General features: G+C 59.1%; 18 protein-coding genes. 16 read left to right on the top strand and 2 right to left on the bottom strand.

The window, feature by feature from the left end:
- Nucleotides 1–2: 2 nt before the first annotated feature.
- Nucleotides 3–1,184, bottom strand: a complete 1,182-nt coding sequence (locus ACFVTG_RS04120; RefSeq protein WP_390278259.1) for a glycosyltransferase — start codon at nt 1,182–1,184, stop codon at nt 3–5.
- A gap of 534 nt (nt 1,185–1,718) precedes the next feature.
- On the opposite strand from ACFVTG_RS04120, the gene ACFVTG_RS04115 reads away from it, so the two are divergent.
- The 14 genes from ACFVTG_RS04115 to ACFVTG_RS04050 all read left to right on the top strand — a co-directional run bounded on the left by ACFVTG_RS04115 (nt 1,719) and on the right by ACFVTG_RS04050 (nt 18,681).
- Nucleotides 1,719–3,155 carry a sugar transferase gene (locus tag ACFVTG_RS04115; RefSeq protein WP_390278256.1) on the top strand — a complete coding sequence of 479 codons (1,437 nt, stop codon included), beginning with the start codon at nt 1,719–1,721 and terminating at the stop codon, nt 3,153–3,155.
- A 41-nt stretch (nt 3,156–3,196) separates the two neighbouring features.
- On the top strand, nt 3,197–4,510 hold the full coding sequence (locus ACFVTG_RS04110; RefSeq protein WP_390278253.1) for a UDP-glucose dehydrogenase family protein: 1,314 nt from the start codon (nt 3,197–3,199) through the stop codon (nt 4,508–4,510).
- Between the two features lie 99 nt (nt 4,511–4,609).
- Nucleotides 4,610–6,400, top strand: a complete 1,791-nt coding sequence (locus ACFVTG_RS04105; RefSeq protein WP_390278250.1) for a DUF4012 domain-containing protein — start codon at nt 4,610–4,612, stop codon at nt 6,398–6,400.
- Nucleotides 6,401–6,583: 183 nt separating this feature from the next.
- Nucleotides 6,584–7,195, top strand: a complete 612-nt coding sequence (locus ACFVTG_RS04100) for an LPXTG cell wall anchor domain-containing protein (protein ID WP_390278247.1) — start codon at nt 6,584–6,586, stop codon at nt 7,193–7,195.
- Nucleotides 7,196–7,438: 243 nt separating this feature from the next.
- Nucleotides 7,439–7,891 carry a VanZ family protein gene (locus ACFVTG_RS04095; protein ID WP_390278244.1) on the top strand — a complete coding sequence of 151 codons (453 nt, stop codon included), beginning with the start codon at nt 7,439–7,441 and terminating at the stop codon, nt 7,889–7,891.
- Nucleotides 7,892–7,971: 80 nt separating this feature from the next.
- Nucleotides 7,972–8,574: a low molecular weight phosphatase family protein gene (locus tag ACFVTG_RS04090; protein ID WP_390278241.1), complete on the top strand. Its 603-nt coding sequence runs from the start codon at nt 7,972–7,974 to the stop codon at nt 8,572–8,574.
- Between the two features lie 456 nt (nt 8,575–9,030).
- The gene (locus tag ACFVTG_RS04085) at nt 9,031–10,053 is read left to right on the top strand and encodes a LacI family DNA-binding transcriptional regulator (RefSeq protein WP_390278238.1); all 1,023 of its coding nucleotides are present in this window, start codon (nt 9,031–9,033) and stop codon (nt 10,051–10,053) included.
- A gap of 102 nt (nt 10,054–10,155) precedes the next feature.
- A complete protein-coding gene (locus ACFVTG_RS04080; protein WP_390278235.1) occupies nt 10,156–11,922 on the top strand; it encodes a class I mannose-6-phosphate isomerase in 1,767 nt (588 codons plus the stop codon).
- A gap of 194 nt (nt 11,923–12,116) precedes the next feature.
- Nucleotides 12,117–13,250: a mannose-6-phosphate isomerase, class I gene (gene manA, locus ACFVTG_RS04075; RefSeq protein ID WP_390278232.1), complete on the top strand. Its 1,134-nt coding sequence runs from the start codon at nt 12,117–12,119 to the stop codon at nt 13,248–13,250.
- 154 nt (nt 13,251–13,404) lie between these two features.
- Nucleotides 13,405–14,691, top strand: a complete 1,287-nt coding sequence (locus ACFVTG_RS04070; RefSeq protein ID WP_390278229.1) for an ABC transporter substrate-binding protein — start codon at nt 13,405–13,407, stop codon at nt 14,689–14,691.
- Complete coding sequence (locus tag ACFVTG_RS04065) at nt 14,692–15,615, top strand: carbohydrate ABC transporter permease (RefSeq protein ID WP_390278226.1); 924 nt, start codon at nt 14,692–14,694, stop codon at nt 15,613–15,615. It abuts the gene before it with no gap.
- Between the two features lie 2 nt (nt 15,616–15,617).
- Complete coding sequence (locus ACFVTG_RS04060) at nt 15,618–16,430, top strand: carbohydrate ABC transporter permease (protein WP_390278223.1); 813 nt, start codon at nt 15,618–15,620, stop codon at nt 16,428–16,430.
- Nucleotides 16,431–16,534: 104 nt separating this feature from the next.
- Nucleotides 16,535–17,782 (top strand): AGE family epimerase/isomerase, encoded by a 1,248-nt coding sequence (locus ACFVTG_RS04055; protein ID WP_390278221.1) that lies wholly within the window; start codon nt 16,535–16,537, stop codon nt 17,780–17,782.
- Nucleotides 17,779–18,681: an ROK family protein gene (locus ACFVTG_RS04050; protein ID WP_390278218.1), complete on the top strand. Its 903-nt coding sequence runs from the start codon at nt 17,779–17,781 to the stop codon at nt 18,679–18,681. The genes ACFVTG_RS04055 and ACFVTG_RS04050 overlap by 4 nt, the downstream gene beginning before the upstream one ends.
- A 100-nt stretch (nt 18,682–18,781) precedes the next feature.
- Here the strand turns inward: ACFVTG_RS04050 and galU are convergent, their stop codons facing one another.
- Complete coding sequence (gene galU / locus ACFVTG_RS04045; protein WP_284756183.1) at nt 18,782–19,672, bottom strand: UTP--glucose-1-phosphate uridylyltransferase GalU; 891 nt, start codon at nt 19,670–19,672, stop codon at nt 18,782–18,784.
- A gap of 219 nt (nt 19,673–19,891) precedes the next feature.
- Here galU and ACFVTG_RS04040 point away from each other — a divergent pair, with 219 nt between their 5' ends.
- Together ACFVTG_RS04040 and ACFVTG_RS04035 are read left to right on the top strand one after the other, a co-directional pair.
- Entirely contained in the window at nt 19,892–20,797 is a 906-nt protein-coding gene (locus ACFVTG_RS04040; RefSeq protein WP_390278215.1) for a hypothetical protein, read from the top strand.
- 700 nt (nt 20,798–21,497) lie between these two features.
- Entirely contained in the window at nt 21,498–21,938 is a 441-nt protein-coding gene (locus ACFVTG_RS04035) for a hypothetical protein (RefSeq protein ID WP_390278213.1), read from the top strand.
- The last annotated feature ends 249 nt before the right edge of the window (nt 21,939–22,187 follow it).

The raw sequence follows: 22,187 nt of genomic DNA, 5'->3' as shown, positions 1-22,187 counted from the left end.
CATCAGTCTGCTGACGGTTTCTGAACGCCAACCAGAGAGTTCGCCGCTGATTCCTCCAGGCTCTTGAACCCAGCGGACGCCGCCCGTGGGTTTTGGCCTTCAACCAAGCTCCGCTCATAGGCGGAGCAAACGTCGGGCCAATTGTAGTACCTCTCAGCGCGCTCCCTGTTGGCCAGCCCAGCTCTGGTTCGTTTTGCAGGATCTGCCAAGAGGTCCCGAATTGCTTCCTCAATGGCGGAAGGCTCCGGAAGTACCAAGAACTCTTCTGAACCTAAAACTTCTTCATTGTATGGGGTTCGGCGCGCTATAACGGGAGCGCCGCACGCCATTGCCTGCACAAGCGCCGGATTTGTTCCCCCTACGCTGTGCCCGTGGAAGTAGGCCCCTGAATGCTGCCATAAAGACATAAGCTTCAGATCGTCACTGACGTGACCCATCCACGTAACGTTTGGATTGCCAGTGCTGAGTGCGGCGGCTGCGTTGTCCAGGTCCCCGCCGTATCCAGAGGATCCGACAATTACCACCGGATGGTCTTGGGCGATTCGTTCGGCAGCTTCAAAAAATTCCAAGACAGTATTTTCAGGAACAAATCGGGCCACGATCAGTACATATCCCCCGGAGGTCAGTCCCTCGACGACGTCAAGGTGATGATAAGGCTCGCCTCCATACGGAATGAATACACTATCGCGCCCAAATTCAGCCCGCCAGCGACGCTGAATCTCCAGCGAATCGCTGACCAAAATCGTGCCAAAGCGAGCCGTAAATTTTGCACCGAGCTTGAACACAAGCTTAGCGAGCCGCCCCCATTTGGCTCTTTCCCACTCGATTCCATCTACGTTCACAACCGAGGGTATGCCTCGCATTTTTAGAAGCGGAAGCCAGAATCCATTGGCCACGTTCATTACCAGAGCTATGTCCGGTTTCTTGAACAACGCATGAACAACGGAACTGAAGCCAAACGTAAGCGTGCTTAAGGACTTGCTCTCGAGTCCAAATGTTTCTGTCGTGCGAACACGATGGTCCCTGGTGGGATCCTTCTCGTTTGTCGCCCCTGCGCGGCCGTATACGTTGACATCCCAGCCGGAGTCCGCAAGGAACGGGGCCAGTTTTCTCACCGCCGTCTCAAAGCCCCCGTAGTAACTCGGATAGCCTCGAGTGCCGATTATTGCTACCGATTTGGTCATACAAACACCCCATTTTATGTCCTGATACATCGATGTTTCCGGCTGATTCCGATTCACCTGCCGGGGACGATTCATCACACAGCTTTGCAGGATCCGTGTTGCCCGGCGCAACGGTGGAGGGTCCCTACCTCTGTTGTCTCAAACTTTGTGTTTCAGGCAAGTAAATCTCGCCAACGGCGATGAGTCCGTTCGGATTCCGCAGCGCGGTCCCACGGTCGATGCTAACCTGCCGGAGGACGTGACAGGAACTGAATGGGGCATGTGAAACCGTTGGCCGGAACTAACTAGCCGGTAGTGTTTCGCGCCCTCTATCATTCTTGTTCAGGTCCGTGGTGTTGGCCGCTACGCCGCATCCGGCCGCTTTTGACGGATCGAGTTCGAACCCTGCGGTCGTGGGACAGGTTAAGAATCTTCACGTATTGCCGAGAGCAATCGCGCCTCTAATTCGCAACATTAGAGCTGCCCCCTTCGGTGGCTGTATCCTGAGCCCGGGGATTCCCGAAAACTGAAAACGACTAGATACTGGGGATGCTAGTGGGGGCGGTTTCTGATTGGCGGGTGCGAACAGCCCGCACTCTAAGAGTGGTTGACGCTTTCGTCATCGTTTGGGCCGTGGCTGGTGCCTACAGCATCAGGTTCGGGTTGGACTCTGGCTTTGCAGTTTCCGGACAAGATTCCAGCTACGTCTGGCTATCTATACTCCTGGCCGTCACATGGTGGCTCATGCTTGGAGCCTGGGGGACTCGGCAAAGCCGAATTCTCGGCTCGGGCCCCGACGAGTACAAGCGAGTAGCGGCCGCGTCTCTTTGGTTGTTCGGTTTTGTTGCGATCTTCTCGTATGTTTTCCGTGTAGAAACAGCCCGCGGATACGTCGGAATCGCTCTGCCGGCTGGCCTTGTTGGACTGCTGCTAGCACGCTGGCTTCTTCGCCAACACCTAAGCATCCACCGTCAAAAGGGACGGCGCATGTCCCGGCTATTGCTCTTGGGAGGTCCAGGCGCAGTCGCCCACTTGGCGGCCACCTTGAGGCGCGAAAAACATGCGGGCTACATGCCCGTTGCCCTCTATACCCCAGGGTCTCACGACCCGTCTGCTGAGCTTGCGAGCGTTGGACTGCCCGTGCTCGGCCATATACCGGATACCGACGCGATTCTTGCGGCAATCGGACAATGCGACGCAGATGCTATCGCGGTTTCGGCTGGCGTCCAGCTTCACCCGCAAACGCTGCGTCACCTAGGGTGGGAACTAGCCGATCGAAACGTCGGACTCATCATGGCCCCCGCTCTCACGGACATCGCCGGGCCCCGCATCCACACCCGACAAGTGGCGGGACTGCCTCTTATCCACGTGACCACACCTACACTTGAGGCTGGCCAGCGCGTCGCTAAACGGCTCTTCGACGTCGCTGTCTCAGCCGGGCTGATAGTGCTGTCCTCACCCCTGTTGGCGGTCCTCGCCCTGCTCGTGAAGCTCGACAGCCCTGGCCCAATTCTTTTCCGGCAAGAACGGGTGGGTTTCGAGGGCAACCGCTTCAAAATGCTCAAGTTTCGATCCATGGTGGTCGATGCAGAGGCGAGGCTCTCCGAACTCGCCGACCGAAACGAAGGGAACGGGCTACTCTTCAAGATCAAAAACGATCCACGCATCACCCGGACTGGTGGCTTCCTCCGCAGATACAGCTTGGATGAACTTCCTCAGCTGTTCAATGTCCTTTCCGGCTCCATGAGCCTGGTGGGCCCACGGCCTCCCCTGCCAAAAGAGGTCGATGCTTACGAACATGACGTTCGCCGTCGATTGCTGGTCAAGCCAGGGGTGACGGGGCTCTGGCAGGTGAGTGGAAGGTCCAACCTTTCGTGGCAGGACTCCATCCGTTTGGACCTCTACTATGTGGAAAATTGGTCACTGGCCGGAGATCTGGTCATCCTACTCCGCACTGCCCAGGCCGTCTTCGGCAGCCATGGCGCCTACTAACTACCTAACGTAGAAAACGACCTCTCGGGGAAGGCAACACAATGCGCATTTCAGTGATCGGCTGCGGCTACCTTGGTGCCGTACATGCAGCTTGCATGGCCAAGCTTGGCCACGAAGTGGTTGGAATCGACGTGGATGAGCGGAAAATCAGTGAACTCTCCGCCGCGCGTGCCCCGTTCTTCGAACCCGGTTTGGATGAACTGCTAAACGAGGTCCAAGAAACAGGACGCTTGTCATTCACAACCGACATGTCCAACGCCGCGGGGAGCAGCGTCCACTTCATCTGCGTTGGAACTCCCCAGAAAAAGGGGGAAAACGGCGCGGATCTCCGCTTTGTGGATGCAGCAATAGAGGCGCTCCTCCCCCACGTCCGTGCCGGTGACATTGTGGTGGGCAAGTCCACGGTTCCGGTCGGAACAGCTGCCCGTCTGGCTGATGTTTTGGCCCAAAGTGAACCCAGCGCCCACCTCGTGTGGAACCCCGAATTTTTGCGCGAGGGCCACGCCATCAAGGACACCTTGTCCCCGGACCGCTTGGTGTACGGCGTAGCAGATGGTTCAGAGGATCACGTGGCGGTCTCAGTCTTGGACGAGGTCTACGCTAATGCCCTCTCGGCTGGCACACCTCGATTGGTCACCGACCAGCCGACCGCCGAGCTGGTTAAGACTGCGGCAAACTCCTTCCTGGCTACCAAAATCTCCTTTATCAACGCTATGGCAGAACTCTGTGAGGCGTCCGGAGCAGACGTCACGCGTCTCGCAGACGCCATTGGCATGGATGACAGGATCGGCCGCAAATTCCTCAATGCCGGAATTGGGTTTGGCGGAGGATGCCTCCCCAAGGACATACGGGCCTTCATGGCCAGAGCCGGCGAACTTGGCGCCGATCAAGCCTTGACCTTCCTCCGGGAAGTGGATTCCATCAATATGCGCCGCCGTACCCGGGTTGTTGAGCTCACGCGCGAACTCTGCGGAGGAAGCCTCCTAGGACACCGCATCACGGTTCTCGGGGCCGCCTTCAAGCCCGAAAGCGACGACGTTCGGGACTCGCCGGCGCTTAGCATCGCCGCCCAACTCCAGCTCCAAGGTGCCGTCGTTACGGTCACTGACCCGAAAGCCCTGCAAAACGCGGCCAAACGTTTCCCTGAGCTGCAATACGAACCGCATCTGGACAAAGCTATCGCCGGAGCCGATACACTGCTCTTGCTCACCGAATGGCAGCAATACAAAGAACTCGATCCCTTTGAAGTGAGCAACGGCGTCGCCGGGCTCCGGATTCTCGACGGACGAAACGTTCTGGATTCCGCCAAATGGCGTGCCGCCGGTTGGCACTATCGCGGACTCGGAAGGCCATAAAGCGTGACCGACACTAAACAATCCGAAAGTATCCCGGACGAAAACGAGCTGCGTAGGGACACAAGGAAAGCCGTCCCAACCAGGCGCCGCCGCCGCCTTATGAAAGTCGGAATAAGTCTCGCGGTGCTTTTGGTGGTCGCTGGGGCAGCCGTCCTATGGCTAGGCGCTAAGGCTTCAACCATCAAATCCGAGCTGGAAGCATCAACTCAATTGGTACCCAGGCTCAAGGAGAGCCTCCTTGAGAATCGTCCGGCAGATGCAACCTCAACAGCGAACGATCTGCGGCGCCACACTGCCGCCGCGCGGGACGCCACTTCCGATCCCCTCTGGTCCCTAGCCTCGGCCACCCCATGGCTCGGCGCGAATTTCTCCGCCACTTCCGAGATAGCCCGCTCAGCTGACGACGTGGCCACGCTGGGCGTCACTCCCCTGGTGAATGTGTATGACTCTCTCAACTGGGACAAACTGATGCCCAGCGGCAGCGGCACCGACCTTGAACCGATTCGAAAGGCCGCGCCCTCCGTCATTTCCGCCGCGCACGCCGTGCGCGCGTCGGCCGAGCGGCTGAACGGGATCGACGCAAGCAGCCTGTTGCCACAAATTGCCGGACCACTAACACAAGCCAGGCAGCAACTTAGCTCCATTGTGGACGAGTTGGACACGGCGTCCGACGCAGCAGGCTTGGCCCCGGGCATGTTGGGCTCCGATAAGCCGCGGCACTATTTGCTGCTTATCCAGAACAACGCCGAAGTTCGCGCCACTGGAGGAATTCCCGGCGCCTTGGCCGTACTCACCGCGGACAAAGGCAAGGTCAGTCTCTCCGGTGAGAGCAGCGCCACTGAGCTTGGAGCGTTCAAGCCTGCGGTACCCGTTGATGCCGAGCAGCAACGCATCTACACGGACCGCATGGGCACCTTCATGCAGGACGTCAACTTCACACCTGACTTCCCGACCGCTGCCACCACTGCGTTGCAGATGTGGGAACAAAAAAAGGGTGAACGTCTGGACGGAGCGATTTCGATCGACCCCGTAGCTTTGGGCTACATCTTGGACGCCACGGGACCCGTTACGCTTCAAGATCCACAGATACAGGCTATGACCGCAGGGAAACTACCCACCCAGCTCTCCGGCAAGAACGTCGTGAAAACCCTGCTCTCTGATGTGTACGCCCAAATCCAGGAACCGAAGATGCAAGACGTGTACTTTGCGGCGGTCGCCAGGGAAATCTTCGGTGCCTTTTCCTCCGGCAAAGGCGAAGCCAAAAGCCTCCTGGCAGGCATCGGAAAAGGCGTAGAAGAGCGCCGAGTGCTCCTCTGGTCAGCGGACAGCGGGGAACAAACCGTCCTTGGCAAATACGCGCTCAGTGGCTCCATCTCCGGACCCAGCGTTCCGGCCGCGCAGTTTGGCGCCTACTTCAACGACGGCACGGGCGCGAAAATGGATTACTACGTGAAACGAACCGTTCAGCTTATCCAGCAGTGCACGGCTGCCGATGGTTACGGAACCTTCAAGGTCCGGATCACCAGCACCAACACTGCACCGACTGATGCCGCGACCTCCTTGCCGAATTACGTAACCGCCGGAGGAGCCTACGGCATCCCCGCCGGCTCGGTTCAAACGAATGTGATCACCTACGGGCCAGCGCAGGCCAATGTTGAAACTGCAACCCAGGATGGGAAAAACGTCCCATTCGGCGCGCAACGCCACGACGACCGGCCAGTTGGCACTCTCTCGGTTCGTCTGGCGCCTGGGCAGAGCAGCACCGTGGAATTCACTTTCGGGAAAATCGTCCAGCACAGCCAGCCCGAAGTGGTGGTGACTCCTACCGTCCAATCCGTGGACAACGTAATACTCCCGACTCAATCGGAAACCTGTGGAGCCGCAAGATAGACGGGGTGTTAACCCTTTGTAACGGGTTTGGATTTACTTTGCTGTAAGCACCCTTAGGATGATAGCTTCTCTGTTGGGTGGGTCTCAGATTTCAGTTCACGTGTTCGTGGTGGATGAAATCACGTCATCACAATGAATTACGTATCAGGTCTCAAGTACGTACCAAGGTCTCAGGGGGACAAAATGAAGAAAACTCTTTCAGCGCTCGCGCTTGCGGGCACCATCGCACTTGCCGCCTCGGCTCCAGCAATGGCCGTCGATTACCCGGCACCGGTTCCGGGCACGGTTTCTAGCGCAACTGTAACGGTAGGCGGAACCGTCGTATTCTCCGGAGGCGGCTTCACGCCCGGCGAAACCATCACCATCACAATCACATTTACTGCCGCTCCTCAGGGCGCAGCAGCACCCGGCACCAGTGGCGGCCTCGCCCTGGCCGTACCCGGCGCCCTTCACCTGGCACCCACCACGGTGACCGCCGTTGCAAACAGCTCCGGCGCTTTCTCCACCGACGTCACGCTGACCGCCGCAGGCACCTACCAGCTGACCGCCGTCGGCGCGACCTCCGGACACACCGTCACGTCAACTGTGGTGGCAGCAGGAGTCAGCGGTGCGGGACTCGCAAACACCGGCGGTACCGGCTTGGCCAACACCGGCGGTACCGGATTGGCTAACACCGGCGTTGACTCCAGCCTGATCCTTTGGGGTCTGGTTGGCGCTGGCGCTCTCGTAGCCGGCACGGCCTCCGTAGTGGTGGTTCGCCGCCGCGCAAAGAACGAAACCGTAGCCGCAGCCTAAACGCAAAATAAAGGGAGGGGTTGTTTCCGGTGATCCGGAAACAACCCCTCCCTGTTTGTGGGTACTGTAATTTATGAACATGGGGAGACATTGGCGACGCGGCAAGAGGCTGAGCTTCAGAGTGGAGTTGCCTGCGATTCCACGAATTCCGGCCGTCCCGCGGCGGGCCTGGCCGACGATATTTCTGATCCTGCTGGCCGTGACTTCTTTCGGCGTGGCGGCTTTCGCCCTGATGCGGCACTCGTGAAATCGGACTCTTACCAGAAATCACCTGCCCGCATTGGACTACTCCGCTGGATTCTTCTGGGCTATTTCGTAGTACTGGCCCTCATCGCTTTTTGGCCAACCCCAGTGGACAAGCCGGCGGCAGGCGACCTTTCAGTCCTCTTGGATTTGCTCCACCGAAACGGCATACCCGAATGGATCGACTACGGATTTGTCGAGGCCTCGTCCAACGTACTCCTCTTTGCACCTGCAGGGCTTCTTCTTGCGCTCACGCTTCGGCGCAAGCGATGGTGGCAGCTCCTGGCGCTCGGTACGGCAGTATCAGGGACGGTGGAGCTCGGCCAGTTACTGTTCCTGCCACAGCGCTTTTCAAGCCCCCAGGACATCCTCATGAACACCCTTGGAGTCGGCCTCGGACTGTTGCTTGCGACAGTGTCGAAACGGTTGCCGCTGAGCGCTGCCAGGCCTTGAATGAGCCCCGATGTCTGCCGTGTTAAGTTGTAAATCACAGGTGTCACGCGCGCCTGCCAGCTAGTGAAAGAGCTACATCTTTGGAATCGCCCCAACCCATCCGGATACTGACCGTTTGCACCGGCAACATCTGCCGCTCCCCCGTAGCCGAACGCTTGCTTCAGGCAGGCCTGGACCAAGTCCTCCCCGGCGGCTTCGAAGTGCGCAGCGCCGGCACCCGCGCGATGGTGGGAAGTCCCATCCAACCGCTGTCTGCCGACATCATCCGCACGTACGGCGGCACACCTGATGACTTTGCCGCCCGGCAGCTCACCCAAAAAATCCTCAGGCAGGCGGATCTGGTGCTCACCATGGCGTCCCACCACCGCGGCGAAGTGCTTCAACTGGATGCCTCACTGCTCAAGCGGACGTTCACCATCCGCGAGTTCGCACGGATGGTGACAGCCCTTGAAGAACGAGGCGACGCACCGCCGTCGGGGTCTGATTACACCCAACTATGGAGAGAACTGCCGGCACGGGCATCCTCAGTGCGTCACCTCGTCCTCCCGGCAGAATCCTCGGACAACGACGTCGCTGACCCCTACAAGCAGGGTGCTGAAGCATACCTGCGGATGGAAGACGAGCTGGCTCCGGCCATCCTTAGGATTCTGCGCTACGCGCGGCTAAGCATGCAGCACTCCTAGTCCTAGCCGAGGAATCCCTTCATCCAGGACTTAAGGTCTTGGCTCATGGGTTGCGGTATCGCGGTCGACCAGGCCTCAGACCTGCGGTGATGCGTTCTGATTGGTCGCCGAGCATGTGGGCTCGGCACGAACGGATGGACGAACTTGGCACGTTGCTCCAGCGAGCCGCGCACGTTATCGCCGAGTACTATCGCAACTTCGCCACAGAATTCCTCAAAGGTGTGCGGCAAAAGGCACAACATGGTGGACGCCCTGCCAGCCCCGCCGGATGAGGACTGAAAGACCGGTACCCGTCGGGGCAATTTTGATAACGATTAACAAGTTCGTTTGATAACGATCCCAAGATGTGCCATGATCGTGAATGTATTCAGTGACCCTAGGAGCCGAACAACGGCCATTGGGGAATCTAGACATCAGTGTCCGGCAGGTCTCCGGGGGAAGAGCAGGTAGAGGCGCATGGCAGCGAACGCCCAGGCGAACCGCCAAGGTCGCTCATCAGCCGTTCCGACGCTCCACGATGTCGCCGCACATGCAGGGGTCAGCACCATGACGGTCTCACGCGTGCTGGGTGGGGGGAAGAACGTTCGGCCCGCCAAGATGGAGAGCGTCCTGGCCTCCATTGAGGCACTTGGATACCGCAAGAACGAAAACGCACGGAGCCTCCGACCAGGCCAGCGGACCGGATTGATCGGCGTCATCATAACGAACGTCTCGAACCCCTACTACGCGGAGGTCCAGCTCGGGATCGAAGAGACCTTAGCCGCGCACAACCTGCGGCTTCTTGTCGGGAACAGCGGTGAAGATGAGCAACGCGAACGACAGTTGACGGCGGATTTTGTCGGCCGGCAAGTCGACGGTCTTATCGTTGTTCCCTCTGGCGGAGCCACCGAACACCTCATGGAAAAGTTCCTCGGATCCACACCACTGGTCTTGGCAACCCGCGAACTTGAGGGTTTCGAAGCGGATACGGTACTCATCGACGACGTCAACGGCGCATACATCGGAACCAAGAAGCTCATTGCGGAAGGCCACAAACGCATCGCATTCGTGGGCAACACATCTCTCTTCACGGGAAAGCGCCGTTTCGAAGGATTTGTCAAGGCCCACCGGGAGGCGGGACTGGAAGTCGCCACGGATCTAGTGAAGTCCGGCCAGCACAACACGACAACTGCGCAGCAAGCCATGGAGGAACTGCTCCGTATGAAGGAAGCACCGACCGCTTTTTTCAGCGCAAACAACCGCAGCACAATCGGTATCCTCCGCGGCGCCGCAGCAACCACTTCCTCGAAGAACGTGCGGGTGGTTGGATTCGACAACTTCGAACTGTCAGACATGATGCCCTTTGATCTGACGATCATTGACCATGACGCCCGTGAGCTCGGGCGCCAGGCCGGGAAGCTACTATTGCGCCGTTTGGAACACGAGGACGGCGACAGCGAAGCGCGCCACATTCAGCTCCCGACTCGCCTTCTCGGCTAGCGCGGTACACCAAGACCAACGATTGCGACCACATGCTCTGGCATGTCGGTTTCGACAATATTGATAACGTTATCAATATTTGAAAGAAGAACGGAGACCTGAATGCCAGCGTCTAAGTACGACAAATGGCCAGCCACACGAATGGGAACTTCGCATCGGCTCTGGAGCGGTCAAGCGGCTTGGGCAGAGATCCGGCGAGTAGCCGAATCCCGCTCAGCTGCTCCCACAGTCGTCGTCGACTGCTACCCCGGCACAGACATCCATACCTTGCACAAGGAATTGGGCATTGCCTTCGCAGGCTACACGGTCATCGATGTCGAAGAAGAGGCAGCAAGGCCGACTGCTGAGATCGACGCGATGATCGACCAGAATTTGACCGACGACCGTGTTTTCGGTGTCATGAGCCACCTTCGCCTCGCGAGCTTCTATAGAGAGGACCGGCTCAAGGAAATCGCCTGCATAGCAGCTCAGGGCCCGACCGTTATCGTTGGGTGGGGGGCAGCACTGGCAGCACCCAGCCCCGATGTCCTGGCTTTGGCTGACCTGGCCCGCTGGGAAATTCAGCAAAGGCAGCGCAAAGGCCTCCCAAACTGGCGCAGCACGAACTTCGATGAAGACAATCTGCGCAAGTACAAGCGGGGCTTCTTCATCGAATGGCGTGTCGCCGACCGGCACAAGCAGCGTCTGTTCTCGAAACTCGATTTCGTGATCGACACCAACGCGTCGACAACGGAAGCCAAAGTAATCACTGGTGATACATTCCGCGAAGGCCTTGCGATTACCGCTGCCAAGCCGTTCCGGGTGGTTCCGTTTTTCGACCCCGGCGTCTGGGGCGGACAATGGATGAAGGATGTTTGCGCTCTGAACGATGACCAAGAGAACTATGCATGGTGCTTCGACTGCGTCCCCGAGGAGAACAGCCTTTTGCTGGAGGTCGAAGGCGAACACTTCGAGCTGCCCTCCATCGACCTCGTTTTCCGGCATCCGCGGGAACTGCTCGGCGAACTGACTTTTGCTCGGTTTGGCGCCGAATTCCCTATCCGTTTCGACTTCCTCGACACCATGCAAGGCGGGAACCTCTCACTGCAGGTCCATCCGCTGACCGAGTACATCAAAGACACGTTCGGGATGAACTACACTCAGGACGAAAGCTACTACCTGCTGGATGCGGCCAAGGATGCGGTTGTCTACCTGGGCGTCAAGGACAGTACCGATCCTGATGAGATGGTTTCGGCGCTCGAAACCGCCTCCACGGGTTCCGAGTCCTTCGACGCTGAGAAGTACGTCAACATGTATCCGGCGAAAAAGCACGACCACTTCTTGATCCCCGCAGGTACGGTCCACTGCTCCGGCGCCGACTCCATGGTGCTCGAGATCTCGGCAACGCCGTACATCTTCACCTTCAAGATGTGGGACTGGGACCGCGTGGGCCTGGACGGCATTCCACGGCCAATCCACCTTGAACACGCCAAGAAGAACATCCAGTGGGACCGCGGCACGAAATGGACCACCGAGAACTTAGTTGACCAGGTCCAGGTGATCGAAGAAGGCGACGGATGGGTCGAAGAGCGCACCGGGCTGCACGAGTTTGAGTTCATCGAAACGCGTCGTCACTGGTTTACAAAGCCGGTCCTTCATGACACGCAGGGCACCGTCAATGTGATCAATTTGGTGGAGGGATCCGAAGCCATTGTCGAGAGCCCGACCGGCGCGTTTGAACCGTTCATCGTCCATTACGCTGAGACCTTCATCGTTCCCGCCCGAGTCGGCCAATACATCATCCGACCTCACGGTCAGGGTGAAGGCCAAAAGCTCGGAACCCTCAAAGCCAGCGTCCGGGGAACAGAGCGCCCCGGCTTCGGCAAGTAGGGCACCACCGGCGACACCCGCCGGCCGGGAACGAAACTGGCGAGTGAATACCGCAACCCGCCGGGTCCCAAAGGTCGAGTCCAAGTTTCCCTCCCTCACCGGTGGCGCCAACAGCCCCAACAAGTGGCCACAGCCGGGACCGGGCTCCGCTACCGCGTTGAGGGTTCCGAGTACCCTACGTCTCTTGGAGCATCATGTATCTCGATATCTCGAACACCCCGCACCCCTATGCCTGGGGCTCGCGGTCAGCAATCGCCAGGCTACAAGGCCGACCCTCCACTGATCAGCCCGAAGCCGAACTTTGGCTTGGCACCCACCCGGGCGGTCCCTCGCGGATCGACACACCAGATACCGCCTGGAAATCGCTCGACCAAGTAGGCCGTTTGCCCTTCATGCTGAAGCTTCTGGCTGCAGATTCGCCGCTTTCGCTCCAGGTCCACCCCTCCTCGGAGCAAGCGAGGGAGGGCTTCGACCGCGAAGACCGTGCCGCGATCGCCCTGCATGCGCCAGAGCGGAATTTCAAGGACCGCATGCACAAGCCCGAAATGATCGTGGCGTTAAGCGATCGTTTCGACGTCGTCGCGGGGTTCCGCACGGCAGAGCGATCGGCAGAATCACTCGCGGCCGCGGCTTCACGGGGCAAAGGCCTACAGGCCTTGCTCGAAAGCGTCAGTTCCGGAGAGCACCTCGGAGAGACAGTGCGATGGCTCTTAAGCAACGATCGACAAGCCGCGTCCGCGATCGATGAACTTGTTGAAGTGGCGCAGCAACGAACCGGGTCAGATTGGCAAACGGTGCGCGACCTGGCCGTTGCCTATCCAAACGATCCCGGAATTGCAGTGGCGTTCCTCATGAACCGGATCTCGCTCAACCGCGGCGAGGCACTGTTCGTCGGCGCCAGGGTAGTGCACGCCTATTTGAAAGGCTTCGGCGTCGAACTCATGGCTGCCTCCGACAATGTGCTCCGTGCCGGTCTGACGCCGAAGCATGTGGACGTGGATGCTCTCCTGGCCACTGCAACATTCGTCCCAACCGTTTCGCTCAGGCTCACACCTGAAACGGCCGCCGCCGGGATCGAGGTCTTCCGTCCGCCCGTGACTGAATATGCCCTGGCCAGATTCGACGGTCCTGCCCTCAACTCGGCGGTCTCCTTCCGTGGGCCGGCAATCGCTGTTTGCACCCGTGGAATAGCCGTCCTGAACGGTCACGTCCTGCAGCAAGGTCAGGCCGCATATCTCTCCGATCAGGAATCCCCGGCTTCGGTTACCGGGGATGCCGAGCTTTTTGTTGCCGCGGGTCAGAGTCTGACAGTTCCGACCTCAAAATAGGCCCGATTTGCCGAATCGTCTTTGTTTCACCTCTAGTCACCCAAAACCAATAATGGTATCGTTACCAAAAGCGTTTAGATAACGTTAACAACCCCCAAGTTTCCGGCCATCAGCGCCGGCACTTGTCCACATCAAGGAGGATGTTTTGAACCCTATGAGGATCAGTCTCAAGTGGGCAGGAGTGACCGCTGCTGCGGTCACCCTCAGCCTCGCTTTGGGGGCTTGTACCCCTGGCTCGTCCAGCACCAAGGACGCCGGTTCTGGCTCCATCACACTGAATGGCGACCGATCGGATTTCGTTGCGGCCTACAAGATCGCAGGCGATGCCCTTTCCAAGGTCGGCGGAAGCACAATCGATCCGCGCAACGTTCCGTCCACTGAGAACTACCAGCAGGTCATCCGCTCATCACTGCAGACGAACAGCACGACCGACCTGGTCAAATGGTGGAACGGCTACCGGCTCCAGGACCTGGCCCGATCCGGCGGCCTTGAAGATCTGACCACCCAGTGGAACGACGCCGTCCAAAAGGGGTGGGTCTCTCCTGAGACGAAGGATAGCTTCTCCTACAACGGCAAGGTTTACGGCTTGCCCCTCTACAAGAGCTACTGGGTCATGTTCTACAACAAGAAGGTCTTCGACAAGGTCGGGATCAAACCGCCAACCACGTGGGCCGAATTCATGTCGAACAACGACAAGATCAAGGCGGCTGGAGTAGCCCCGCTGTTCTCGACTCAGGAAGCGGGCTGGACGTCATTCATCTGGTTCGAGGAAATTCTCTCAAAGTTGGACCCCGACTTCTACGCCAAACTCATGAAGGGTGATGCCAAGTACACAGACCCTACCGCCCAGAAGGCCATGGCCATCTGGAGCGATATGTCCGCCAAGGGATACTTCACCCCCGCTGACACCGCGTGGGACAGCGAGCCCTCGCTCTTCCAGAAGGGTACCGTCGCACAGGTTCCGATGGGCACATGGCGCAACGGCACCTTCACAAGCAACGGAATGACCTCCCAGGATTACGGGGCCTACGTCCTTCCGATGGTTGACCCCGGAGCCAAACAGTCCGTCATCGTGGAGTCCGGAGTGATCTCGGTGGCAGCGAAAGCACCGCACAAAGACCAAGCCCTTAAGACCATTGATGAATGGCTCAATCCTGATGTCCAGACCCCGTGGGTCAACAAGATCAAGGACACATCGGCGAACCCGAAGGTAATTACCGATGATCCCACCCTCAAGTCTGTGACCGACCAGGTCGCCAACACCAAGCCGACCGAGCTGAACCGCTACTGGGAAGCCAGCCCCCCTGCCCTCATCGAGGGCGGCGTGCAGATCCTGGCAAGCTTCATGGTCAACCCGAGCCAATCCAACATAGCGCCCACTTTGGATAAGCTGCAGTCCCTCGCGGACAGCGAATGGGCCAAGTGGAAAGCAGGAAACTAGATGGCTCTCGCCACAGTTCCAAAGTCCACGGCGGGAGATGCGACCATCTCCCGCCGCCGGGCGGCAAACCATTCGCGCGCACGGGCCCAGGCCGTCCCCTTCCTGCTCCCAGCGTTGGGACTCGTCGCGATCATGTTGCTGGTCCCCTTTGCTGTAACCGTGTATCAGAGCTTCACAAGCGACAACGGGATCACCGCGAGCTTCATAGGCCTGAAAAACTACGGTGACCTGATCAATGACCCCTCGTTCGTACGGTCCTTGGCGAATACGTTCATGTGGACCATAGGAACACTGATCCTGCCAGTGGGAGTGGGTCTTCTTGTAGCCATCCTGACAAACTCCATACCTGGCGGCCGCTGGCTCCGTTTTGCGTTCGTCCTTCCCTACGCGATCTCCGGGGCGTCCACGGCAGTCATCTGGGGGTTCATTCTCCGATCTGACGGAGCCCTCAACCAGGCCATCCGCTTCTTCGGCTTGACTCCGCCCTCATCCGGCTGGCTGCTCGAATGGCCGAACAACACGCTGGTGATGATCGTCGCCAACACCTGGCAAGCAACCGGAGTGTGCGTCATTCTCTTCCTAGTCGGACTTCAGGCCATTCCAGCGGAAACTCTCGAAGCAGGGTCGCTGGACGGAGCCTCCGGAGCGAGACTGTTCTGGCACATCGTCTTCCCTCAACTACGCCCCGTCATGATCGTCGTGATCGGAATGTCCATTGCCAACAGCCTCAGAGTCTTCGACCTCATCTGGCTCCTGACAAAGGGCGGCCCGGGGAGTGTTTCAGAAACACTGGCCGTGACCATGTACCGCCAAACATTCATCCTCAGCGACTACGGCGCAGGCGCCGCCGTGGCGGTCGTCCTAGCAATCATCGTTGTGGCCTCCTCCTGGTTGTACCTGCAACGGCAACTTAAGAAAGGCTGACCATGATCGTCCGTGCTCTCAGGAGCGCCCTCGTCTGGGCCCTGGCCCTGCTATGGCTGATGCCCATTTACCTGATGGTCGTCAATTCGATGACACCGGCAAAGCAATATTCCGGCAATCCTGCCTGGATGCCCACCGGTCTCGGCTTCTTCCAGAACCTGTCCGCCGCCTGGACCGAGTCTGGATTCGGTGACGGCCTGATCAACAGCCTGATGTACTCGCTGTCGGCCGCCGCCCTCGCAGTGCTAGCTGCCGCGCTGGCGGGATATGCGGTCGTCATCATGCCCTTAAAGCGACCCACACTTTGGTTCTGGCTGATCTATCTCGGGACGCTCCTCCCTCTACAGATCTTCCTTGCCCCGCTGTTCAAGGCCTACGTCGCCGTTGGTCTCTACGACACTAACCTCGGCATGATCTTGATCTACGCCGCGATCTGTGTGCCGTTCGCCTTCTTCATCGTCCGCAACTACCTCAGTACGTTACCCACTGAAATAACTGAAGCGGCTCAATTGGACGGGGCGAGCTGGGCAAGGGTCTTCTGGCGCATTCATTTCCCCCTCATCCGTTCCTCCCTCTTGGCAGCTTTCATCTTCCAGTTCACGTGGGTCTGGAACGACCTGCTCTTTGGCATCACGCTAACCACCAGCCCAGATCGCCGCCCGGTGATGGCTGCACTAGCGGAAGTCAGCGGCGGATTCGCAAGTCTCGGCCCACCCGTCACCCTCGCCGCGGCAATTGTGGCCTCGCTCCCGACGGTTGTGCTCTTCATAGCCTGCCAACGGTTCTTTGTTTCCAGCCTCAAGGCCGTCGGGTGACACGCGCACAACATCTGAATCAATTGCAACAGTTCCCAACGCCACCGCGCATCGGCACGACCGCAACCTCATGCGGCTTCAACGAGCCTGAGGAAGACAAATCCATGACAATGAACGTACAAGGTCCCGTTTGGATGGACCTCGATGCCCATCACAGATGGCTGAAGAGGGAACAGGAGCGTCTCCTTCAATTCCACGAGCGGCACGCTCTGGCCGGCGACATCGGCTACGCCCCACTGGATCGCGAAGGCAAGCCTTTGCTTGACGGCCCCCGCGAACTCTATGCCACCGCGCGTCTCGTGTACTGCTTCGCCTTGGCACATCTCATGGGTCGACCGGGCGCCGCCACCATTGCCCGGCACGGGCTGGAAGCTTTGTCCGAGGCGTTCCTAGACACCGACAACGGCGGGTGGTTCAACTCCATTTCCAGAACGGGCACTCCACTGGACACCACCAAGAACGCCTACGCCCACGCATTCGTCCTGCTGGCAGCAGCAGGGGCCACGCAAGCCGGCCTGGACGGCGCGGCCGACCTCCTTGGCCACGTCGATGCAGTTCTGGACAAGCATTTCTGGAGGGAAGACGAGGGTGCTGCGGTGGACGCCCTCACGGCAGACTGGACCCTCCTGGAACCGGGCTACCGCGGCCAAAACGCCAACATGCACCTGACCGAGGCCTATATTGCGGCGTTCGAAGCCACCGGGGATTCCAAGTTCCAGCGCCGCGCCGAACGCATCAGCACGCTCATCATCGTGCGAAACGGTGAGACCTCAAAATGGCGAATCCCTGAACATTTCGATGACAACTGGGTGGCGGATCCCGCCTACAACATCGACGGGCGGGCCGATCCATTTCGCCCGTATGGCTCCCTCGTCGGTCACTGGTTCGAATGGGCCAGGCTCCTCCTCCAGCTTAATGCGCTCCCTGGGTCCAAGCTGAAATGGGCTCCGGAGGCTGCTCGCCAATTGTTCGCTGCCGCAACGCGCGACGGCTGGAACGTCAAAACGGGCGGCGTCGTCTACACGGTCGATTTGGAAGGAAACCCAGTCAATATCAACACCATGCACTGGGCCATGGCCGAAGCAGTCGGAGCCGCCGTATACCTTTACCGGGCCACGTCAGATCCAACATATGAAGCGTGGTACCGGAGGTTTTGGTCGTACATTAGCCTGAGCGTCATAGACCGCAAGTCCGGAAGCTGGTGGCACGAGCTGGATTCGTCTGGAAAGCCCGCATTCGAGACGTGGTCCGGTAAGCCGGATCTCTATCACGCGCTACAGGCAACCCTGTACGCTCGGGCCGACTCGTCATGCGGACTGGCCCGGGCGGCGCACGATGGACGCATCCTATGACCCGTCCCATCGAGCAAATCCCGGTTCTGGAGATCGGCGGCACACACGTAACCGCGGCTCTGATCGCAATCGGCCAAAAAGCTCCGTTCGTTGTTGAACAATACAGGTCACACCTTGATGCGCATGCCCCAGCCGAGGAGTTGGTGACAGTCTTGGCAGCCACGGCCGCGAAGCTGAAAGTGACAGCATCCCTGCCATGGGGGGTGGCCGTTCCCGGTCCCTTCAACTACGAAAGAGGCATCGGACGCTTTGAAAAGGTCGGCAAGTTCGACGGACTGAACGATTTCGATCTGGGTTTTGCCCTCAGCGAGTCGATCCTGCCTCGCCCCTCATCGGTCCGGTTTCTCAACGACGCCGATGCTTTTGGGATGGGAGAGTGTGCTGCTGGCGCCGGACGCCGTCATGACCGGGTCCTTTGCCTGACGCTCGGCACCGGGGTCGGATCGGCGTTCATAGATCAGGGAGTGCCCGTGAACGAGGGCCCAGAGGTGCCCCCTGACGGGAGCGCGCACCTGATCATTTGGCGCGGCCGACCCTTGGAAGAAACCGTGTCCCGTCGAGCGATCCGTGGGCGGTATCGGCAGCTGACTGGGAAGCAGTTGGACGTCCGCGAGATCGCCCAGCTGGCCCGGTTTGGCGAGGCCGAGGCGACCTCGGTGATTGACGCCGCAATGCTGGCACTTGGCGATGCGGTGGCGCCCTGGGCTGTCTCCTTCAAGGCCAATGTCATTGTCGTCGGCGGCTCCATCTCCGGCTCCTGGGATATCCTTGAGCGTCCTTTCCGGGCCGGCTTGATTGCCGCATGCCCGGAATTGTCGCAAATGGACCTGCAGGTCGCCGAGCTTCCTGAGGACGCTCCGCTTATCGGTGCCGCCGCATTCGCGCTGCCAGTCGGGTAATGGAAGCCTCGGTGCTCGACACGCCACGAGCCGAGCACCGAGGCGTTCCTGCGGCCTGGTGCCTCAAGGCATTCGTACTTGCCGGGGTCATGCAGCCGTCCTAGCCGAGGAATCCCTTCATCCAGGACTTGAGGTCTTCACCGAATTCGGCCCGCTCGGACGCTAAGGTGATGACGGCTTTCAAGTAGCTGAGCTTGTCCCCTGTGTCGTAGCGACGGCCTCGGAAGACGACCCCGTAAACGCCCGCGCCTTCACCATCTCCCTCAGCGAGAGTTTGGAGGGCGTCGGTCAACTGGATCTCGCCACCGCGTCCGGGCCCGGTCTCCTCAAGGACATCGAACACGGCCGGGTGCAGTACATAGCGTCCAATGACAGCCAAGTTTGATGGCGCCTCCTCGACAGAAGGCTTCTCCACAAGGCTGTTGACCCGGACGTAGTCCTCGCCCGCGATGGGCGTAATGTCAGCGCAGCCATACGCGCTGATCTGTGACGGGTCCACTTCGATGAGGGCGATAACCGAACCGCCGGTCTTCGCATGGACGTCGATCATGGTTGACAGGAGCTCATCGTTCTCGTCAATAAGGTCGTCCCCCAAAAGCACGGCAAACGCTTCGTCACCCACGTGCTGCTTGGCGCACAGCACGGCATGGCCCAAACCCTTCGGTTCGCCCTGCCGCACGTAGTGGATTGGCCCAAGCTCGGAGGCATGCCTCACTGCGTCCAGTCGGGTTTCGTCGCCCTTCAGCTCCAACGTGCGTTCGAGATCAGGTGCTCGGTCGAAATGGTTCTCAAGAGCGCGCTTGTTGCGGCCTGTGATCATGAGCAAGTCGCTGAGGCCCGCCTTCACGGCTTCCTCGACCACATATTGGATGGCCGGTTGATCCACTACCGGCAACATTTCCTTCGGCATCGCCTTGGTGGCAGGCAAGAAGCGCGTGCCCAATCCAGCGGCCGGAATAACTGCTTTACGAACTAATCTCCCCATAGACATAGGCAAATCCTACGAACGGATTTTGAAAAGCGCTAATCCCTGAGGCAAGATTTCTGGCTCTCGGGTCAAGAAGTCTCTCGCTCCGGACCCATCACGGACGTTCGACACTTGGCGCCAAAGCCGGGTTCTTAATGGCCTAGGGTAATTCTTGCGTCTTCCCATCACCGGCGACGCATGGGGGACGCCGCCAAGTTTTGAACGATGTGAGGAGAGCGCCGTATGGGATTTTTTGCTAAGAAGGATCAGGAGCGCGACGGGGAATTTCCGCAATTGACGCTGAAACAGGGCGAAAAAATGCGCAAGCTCTGTGAGGACGCGTTCGTCAAACTGGGCATCTCCGTCAACGTACTCTCCGACCGCGTCCTCGTTGTTGACAGTACACGTGGCTACGGGCTCGAGACTGTTGCCCGAATCGCGGCAGAAGCGCCTGAGCGGGAGTGGAAGAACGCCATCGCGGAGTATTTCGCCCGACTGGTAGCAGAAGGTGAGCGGGTCGATATTGACGAGTTGCCAGCTGAGCAGCTTCTGGAACGGACGCGGGCAAAGATCATTGACCCGGCGACCATCACCCAGGAACACGCGGAGGCGCACTTCAATTACACCCAGTGGGTAGCGCGACTGCCCCTGTTGATGGCATTCGACGGAGAAGAAAGCATCACCTATCTGAGGGACGAGCACGTCGATCGCATAGGGCACGAACAGGCCTGGGATGCTGCACGAAAAAACCTAATGATCGAAGGCTGCGGAACCCCGGAGCAAGCCACGTCCGAGGACGGCGGATCCCTGTTCGCCATCATGTCCGAGTCCAACTTCCAGGCAACCTGGCTCGCCTACCCCCAGGAACTTCTTGACGCGCTGGGATTCAAAGCCGGGCCCTTGGGAGTCTTCATGACCGTCCCAGCGGCGACGGCACTGAACCTGCACGTCGTGAACGAAGGTACGAGCATTGCGGACCTTATATTCATGGCCACGTTGACGGCAGCCCAACATGAAAGAATGCCACACCCGCTCAGCCCGCACATCTACTGGTGGAACGGAAGCTATGTGCAGCCAATCACGGTCGCGACAGACAGCGGTCTGGCGATGGAGCTGCCTGAGGAACTTGAGGTAGTGCTCAGCCGATAGCTGGGGTGGGGCTAGTTGCGCAGCTTCATCTCGACGCACGGGCCTTGTGCACCCGGTGCTCGCTCAGGATGGACAGGCGGTTAAGGCGTTGATGCCGATGCACGCCATGCTGATCTGCTCCTCGTCTTGCCAGCTGCTTACCTATGCTCCCAGGCGCAGCATGCTTACTCACAGTGAGCATGCTGCGCACCACTCAATTTGCTCAGGTTTGGCACTCAATTTAGTCAGATTGGCACTCAATTCTGCGGAAATCCGTATCTAAAGGTGAAACGGCTGCTTAGGATCAGCACAGGACCGGCGCCGATCCTAATTCAAAGAGGAACATGCAACTCATCGCCTCGTCGCAGATATTCCGGAACATTTGGATGCTACGTCAGGCAAAGCATCGATGGCTCACAGCGGGTCGTGTTCGCGCGCCTTGGTCAATCGCCGAGTGAGAGTAGGGGTCAATTCATGGCAGCAAACAAAATCTTCATGCTACCGCTGTTGGCGGCTCCTGCGTGCTTCGCTTTCGCAGCAGTCGGAGGGAGCTTCGCGGTTGTCGGCTGGATAGGCGGACTACTGATGCTTGGGGCAGCCCTGTTCCTACGTACCCGTGAGTGGAAATCGGAAAGACAGGATGACTCAAATGAAAATCGTGCGCAGCTCTCAAGTTTGGCTTGGCGCCACCCACCGAGTAGCGCGGCAAGCCCTTCGCGCCATGAAAAACATCAAAAAGATTGCACTAATCCTGGCAGCCAGCGCAGGCTTGGTGTTCGCCGGGCTAGCCCCTGCCAGCGCCGCGGAACCCCCGGTCACATCACCATCTATCTCACAGTCGCCAGCAGGAGCCGCCAGACCGGAACTGCGAGAACCGGCAGGAAAGTACTACTCCTTCTGCATCAGCATGGGGGTATCCCACAATTGGACCAACAACAACCCGAGCACTTGTCCCGGGTACCTTCATGTCTACATCGGAGGCAAGCAGGTCGCAAACCTGAACATCGGCGGAAGCACTGCGAGCATCACTTGGACGTGCGCGGTGGGTGTGGGCCTGAACATCGTCACCGTATTTGCCCCAGGTGGAGCCGTGGTTGGCTGGTCTCTCGTCGGCACGCTCTCGGGCATCGGACTCACCCTCGCCACTTGTCGCGGCTGGTAGCCTGCTCCCCTCCAAGCACTCCGCATCCGAAAGGCGGCCGCGTGGCCAACAAGATTCCGAATCCTTGGATAAGCGCTTCGTTCTTTGCCTATGCAATCCTTTTCGCGTCTTCGCAACCCTTTGTCTGGTGGCGGGCTGTCGCATCAGTTCTGTTCCTGGGCCTCGGATGCTGGGGCCTTTACCTGTGGTGGCACAGTAGGCGGAAGAATTCAAGCACCGAGCCTCCACGAGGCTAAGAGGGTCGCCTGC

It is taken from the genome of Arthrobacter sp. NPDC058127 (genome assembly GCF_042884555.1).
Lineage (GTDB): Bacteria > Actinomycetota > Actinomycetes > Actinomycetales > Micrococcaceae > Arthrobacter.
The sequence above is the reverse complement of the archived record's forward strand: the minus strand, read 5'-3'. Positions and strand labels throughout refer to the sequence as shown.

Coding starts and splice junctions, on each gene's coding strand:
- galU (WP_284756183.1), bottom strand. CDS start 19,672: ATGTCTATGGGGAGATTAGTTCGTAAAGCAGTTATTCCGGCCGCTGGA.
- ACFVTG_RS04110 (WP_390278253.1), top strand. CDS start 3,197: ATGCGCATTTCAGTGATCGGCTGCGGCTACCTTGGTGCCGTACATGCA.
- ACFVTG_RS04065 (WP_390278226.1), top strand. CDS start 14,692: ATGGCTCTCGCCACAGTTCCAAAGTCCACGGCGGGAGATGCGACCATC.
- ACFVTG_RS04100 (WP_390278247.1), top strand. CDS start 6,584: ATGAAGAAAACTCTTTCAGCGCTCGCGCTTGCGGGCACCATCGCACTT.
- ACFVTG_RS04040 (WP_390278215.1), top strand. CDS start 19,892: ATGGGATTTTTTGCTAAGAAGGATCAGGAGCGCGACGGGGAATTTCCG.
- ACFVTG_RS04055 (WP_390278221.1), top strand. CDS start 16,535: ATGACAATGAACGTACAAGGTCCCGTTTGGATGGACCTCGATGCCCAT.
- ACFVTG_RS04085 (WP_390278238.1), top strand. CDS start 9,031: ATGGCAGCGAACGCCCAGGCGAACCGCCAAGGTCGCTCATCAGCCGTT.
- ACFVTG_RS04070 (WP_390278229.1), top strand. CDS start 13,405: ATGAGGATCAGTCTCAAGTGGGCAGGAGTGACCGCTGCTGCGGTCACC.
- ACFVTG_RS04050 (WP_390278218.1), top strand. CDS start 17,779: ATGACCCGTCCCATCGAGCAAATCCCGGTTCTGGAGATCGGCGGCACA.
- manA (WP_390278232.1), top strand. CDS start 12,117: ATGTATCTCGATATCTCGAACACCCCGCACCCCTATGCCTGGGGCTCG.
- ACFVTG_RS04105 (WP_390278250.1), top strand. CDS start 4,610: ATGAAAGTCGGAATAAGTCTCGCGGTGCTTTTGGTGGTCGCTGGGGCA.
- ACFVTG_RS04120 (WP_390278259.1), bottom strand. CDS start 1,184: ATGACCAAATCGGTAGCAATAATCGGCACTCGAGGCTATCCGAGTTAC.
- ACFVTG_RS04035 (WP_390278213.1), top strand. CDS start 21,498: ATGAAAAACATCAAAAAGATTGCACTAATCCTGGCAGCCAGCGCAGGC.
- ACFVTG_RS04060 (WP_390278223.1), top strand. CDS start 15,618: ATGATCGTCCGTGCTCTCAGGAGCGCCCTCGTCTGGGCCCTGGCCCTG.
- ACFVTG_RS04080 (WP_390278235.1), top strand. CDS start 10,156: ATGCCAGCGTCTAAGTACGACAAATGGCCAGCCACACGAATGGGAACT.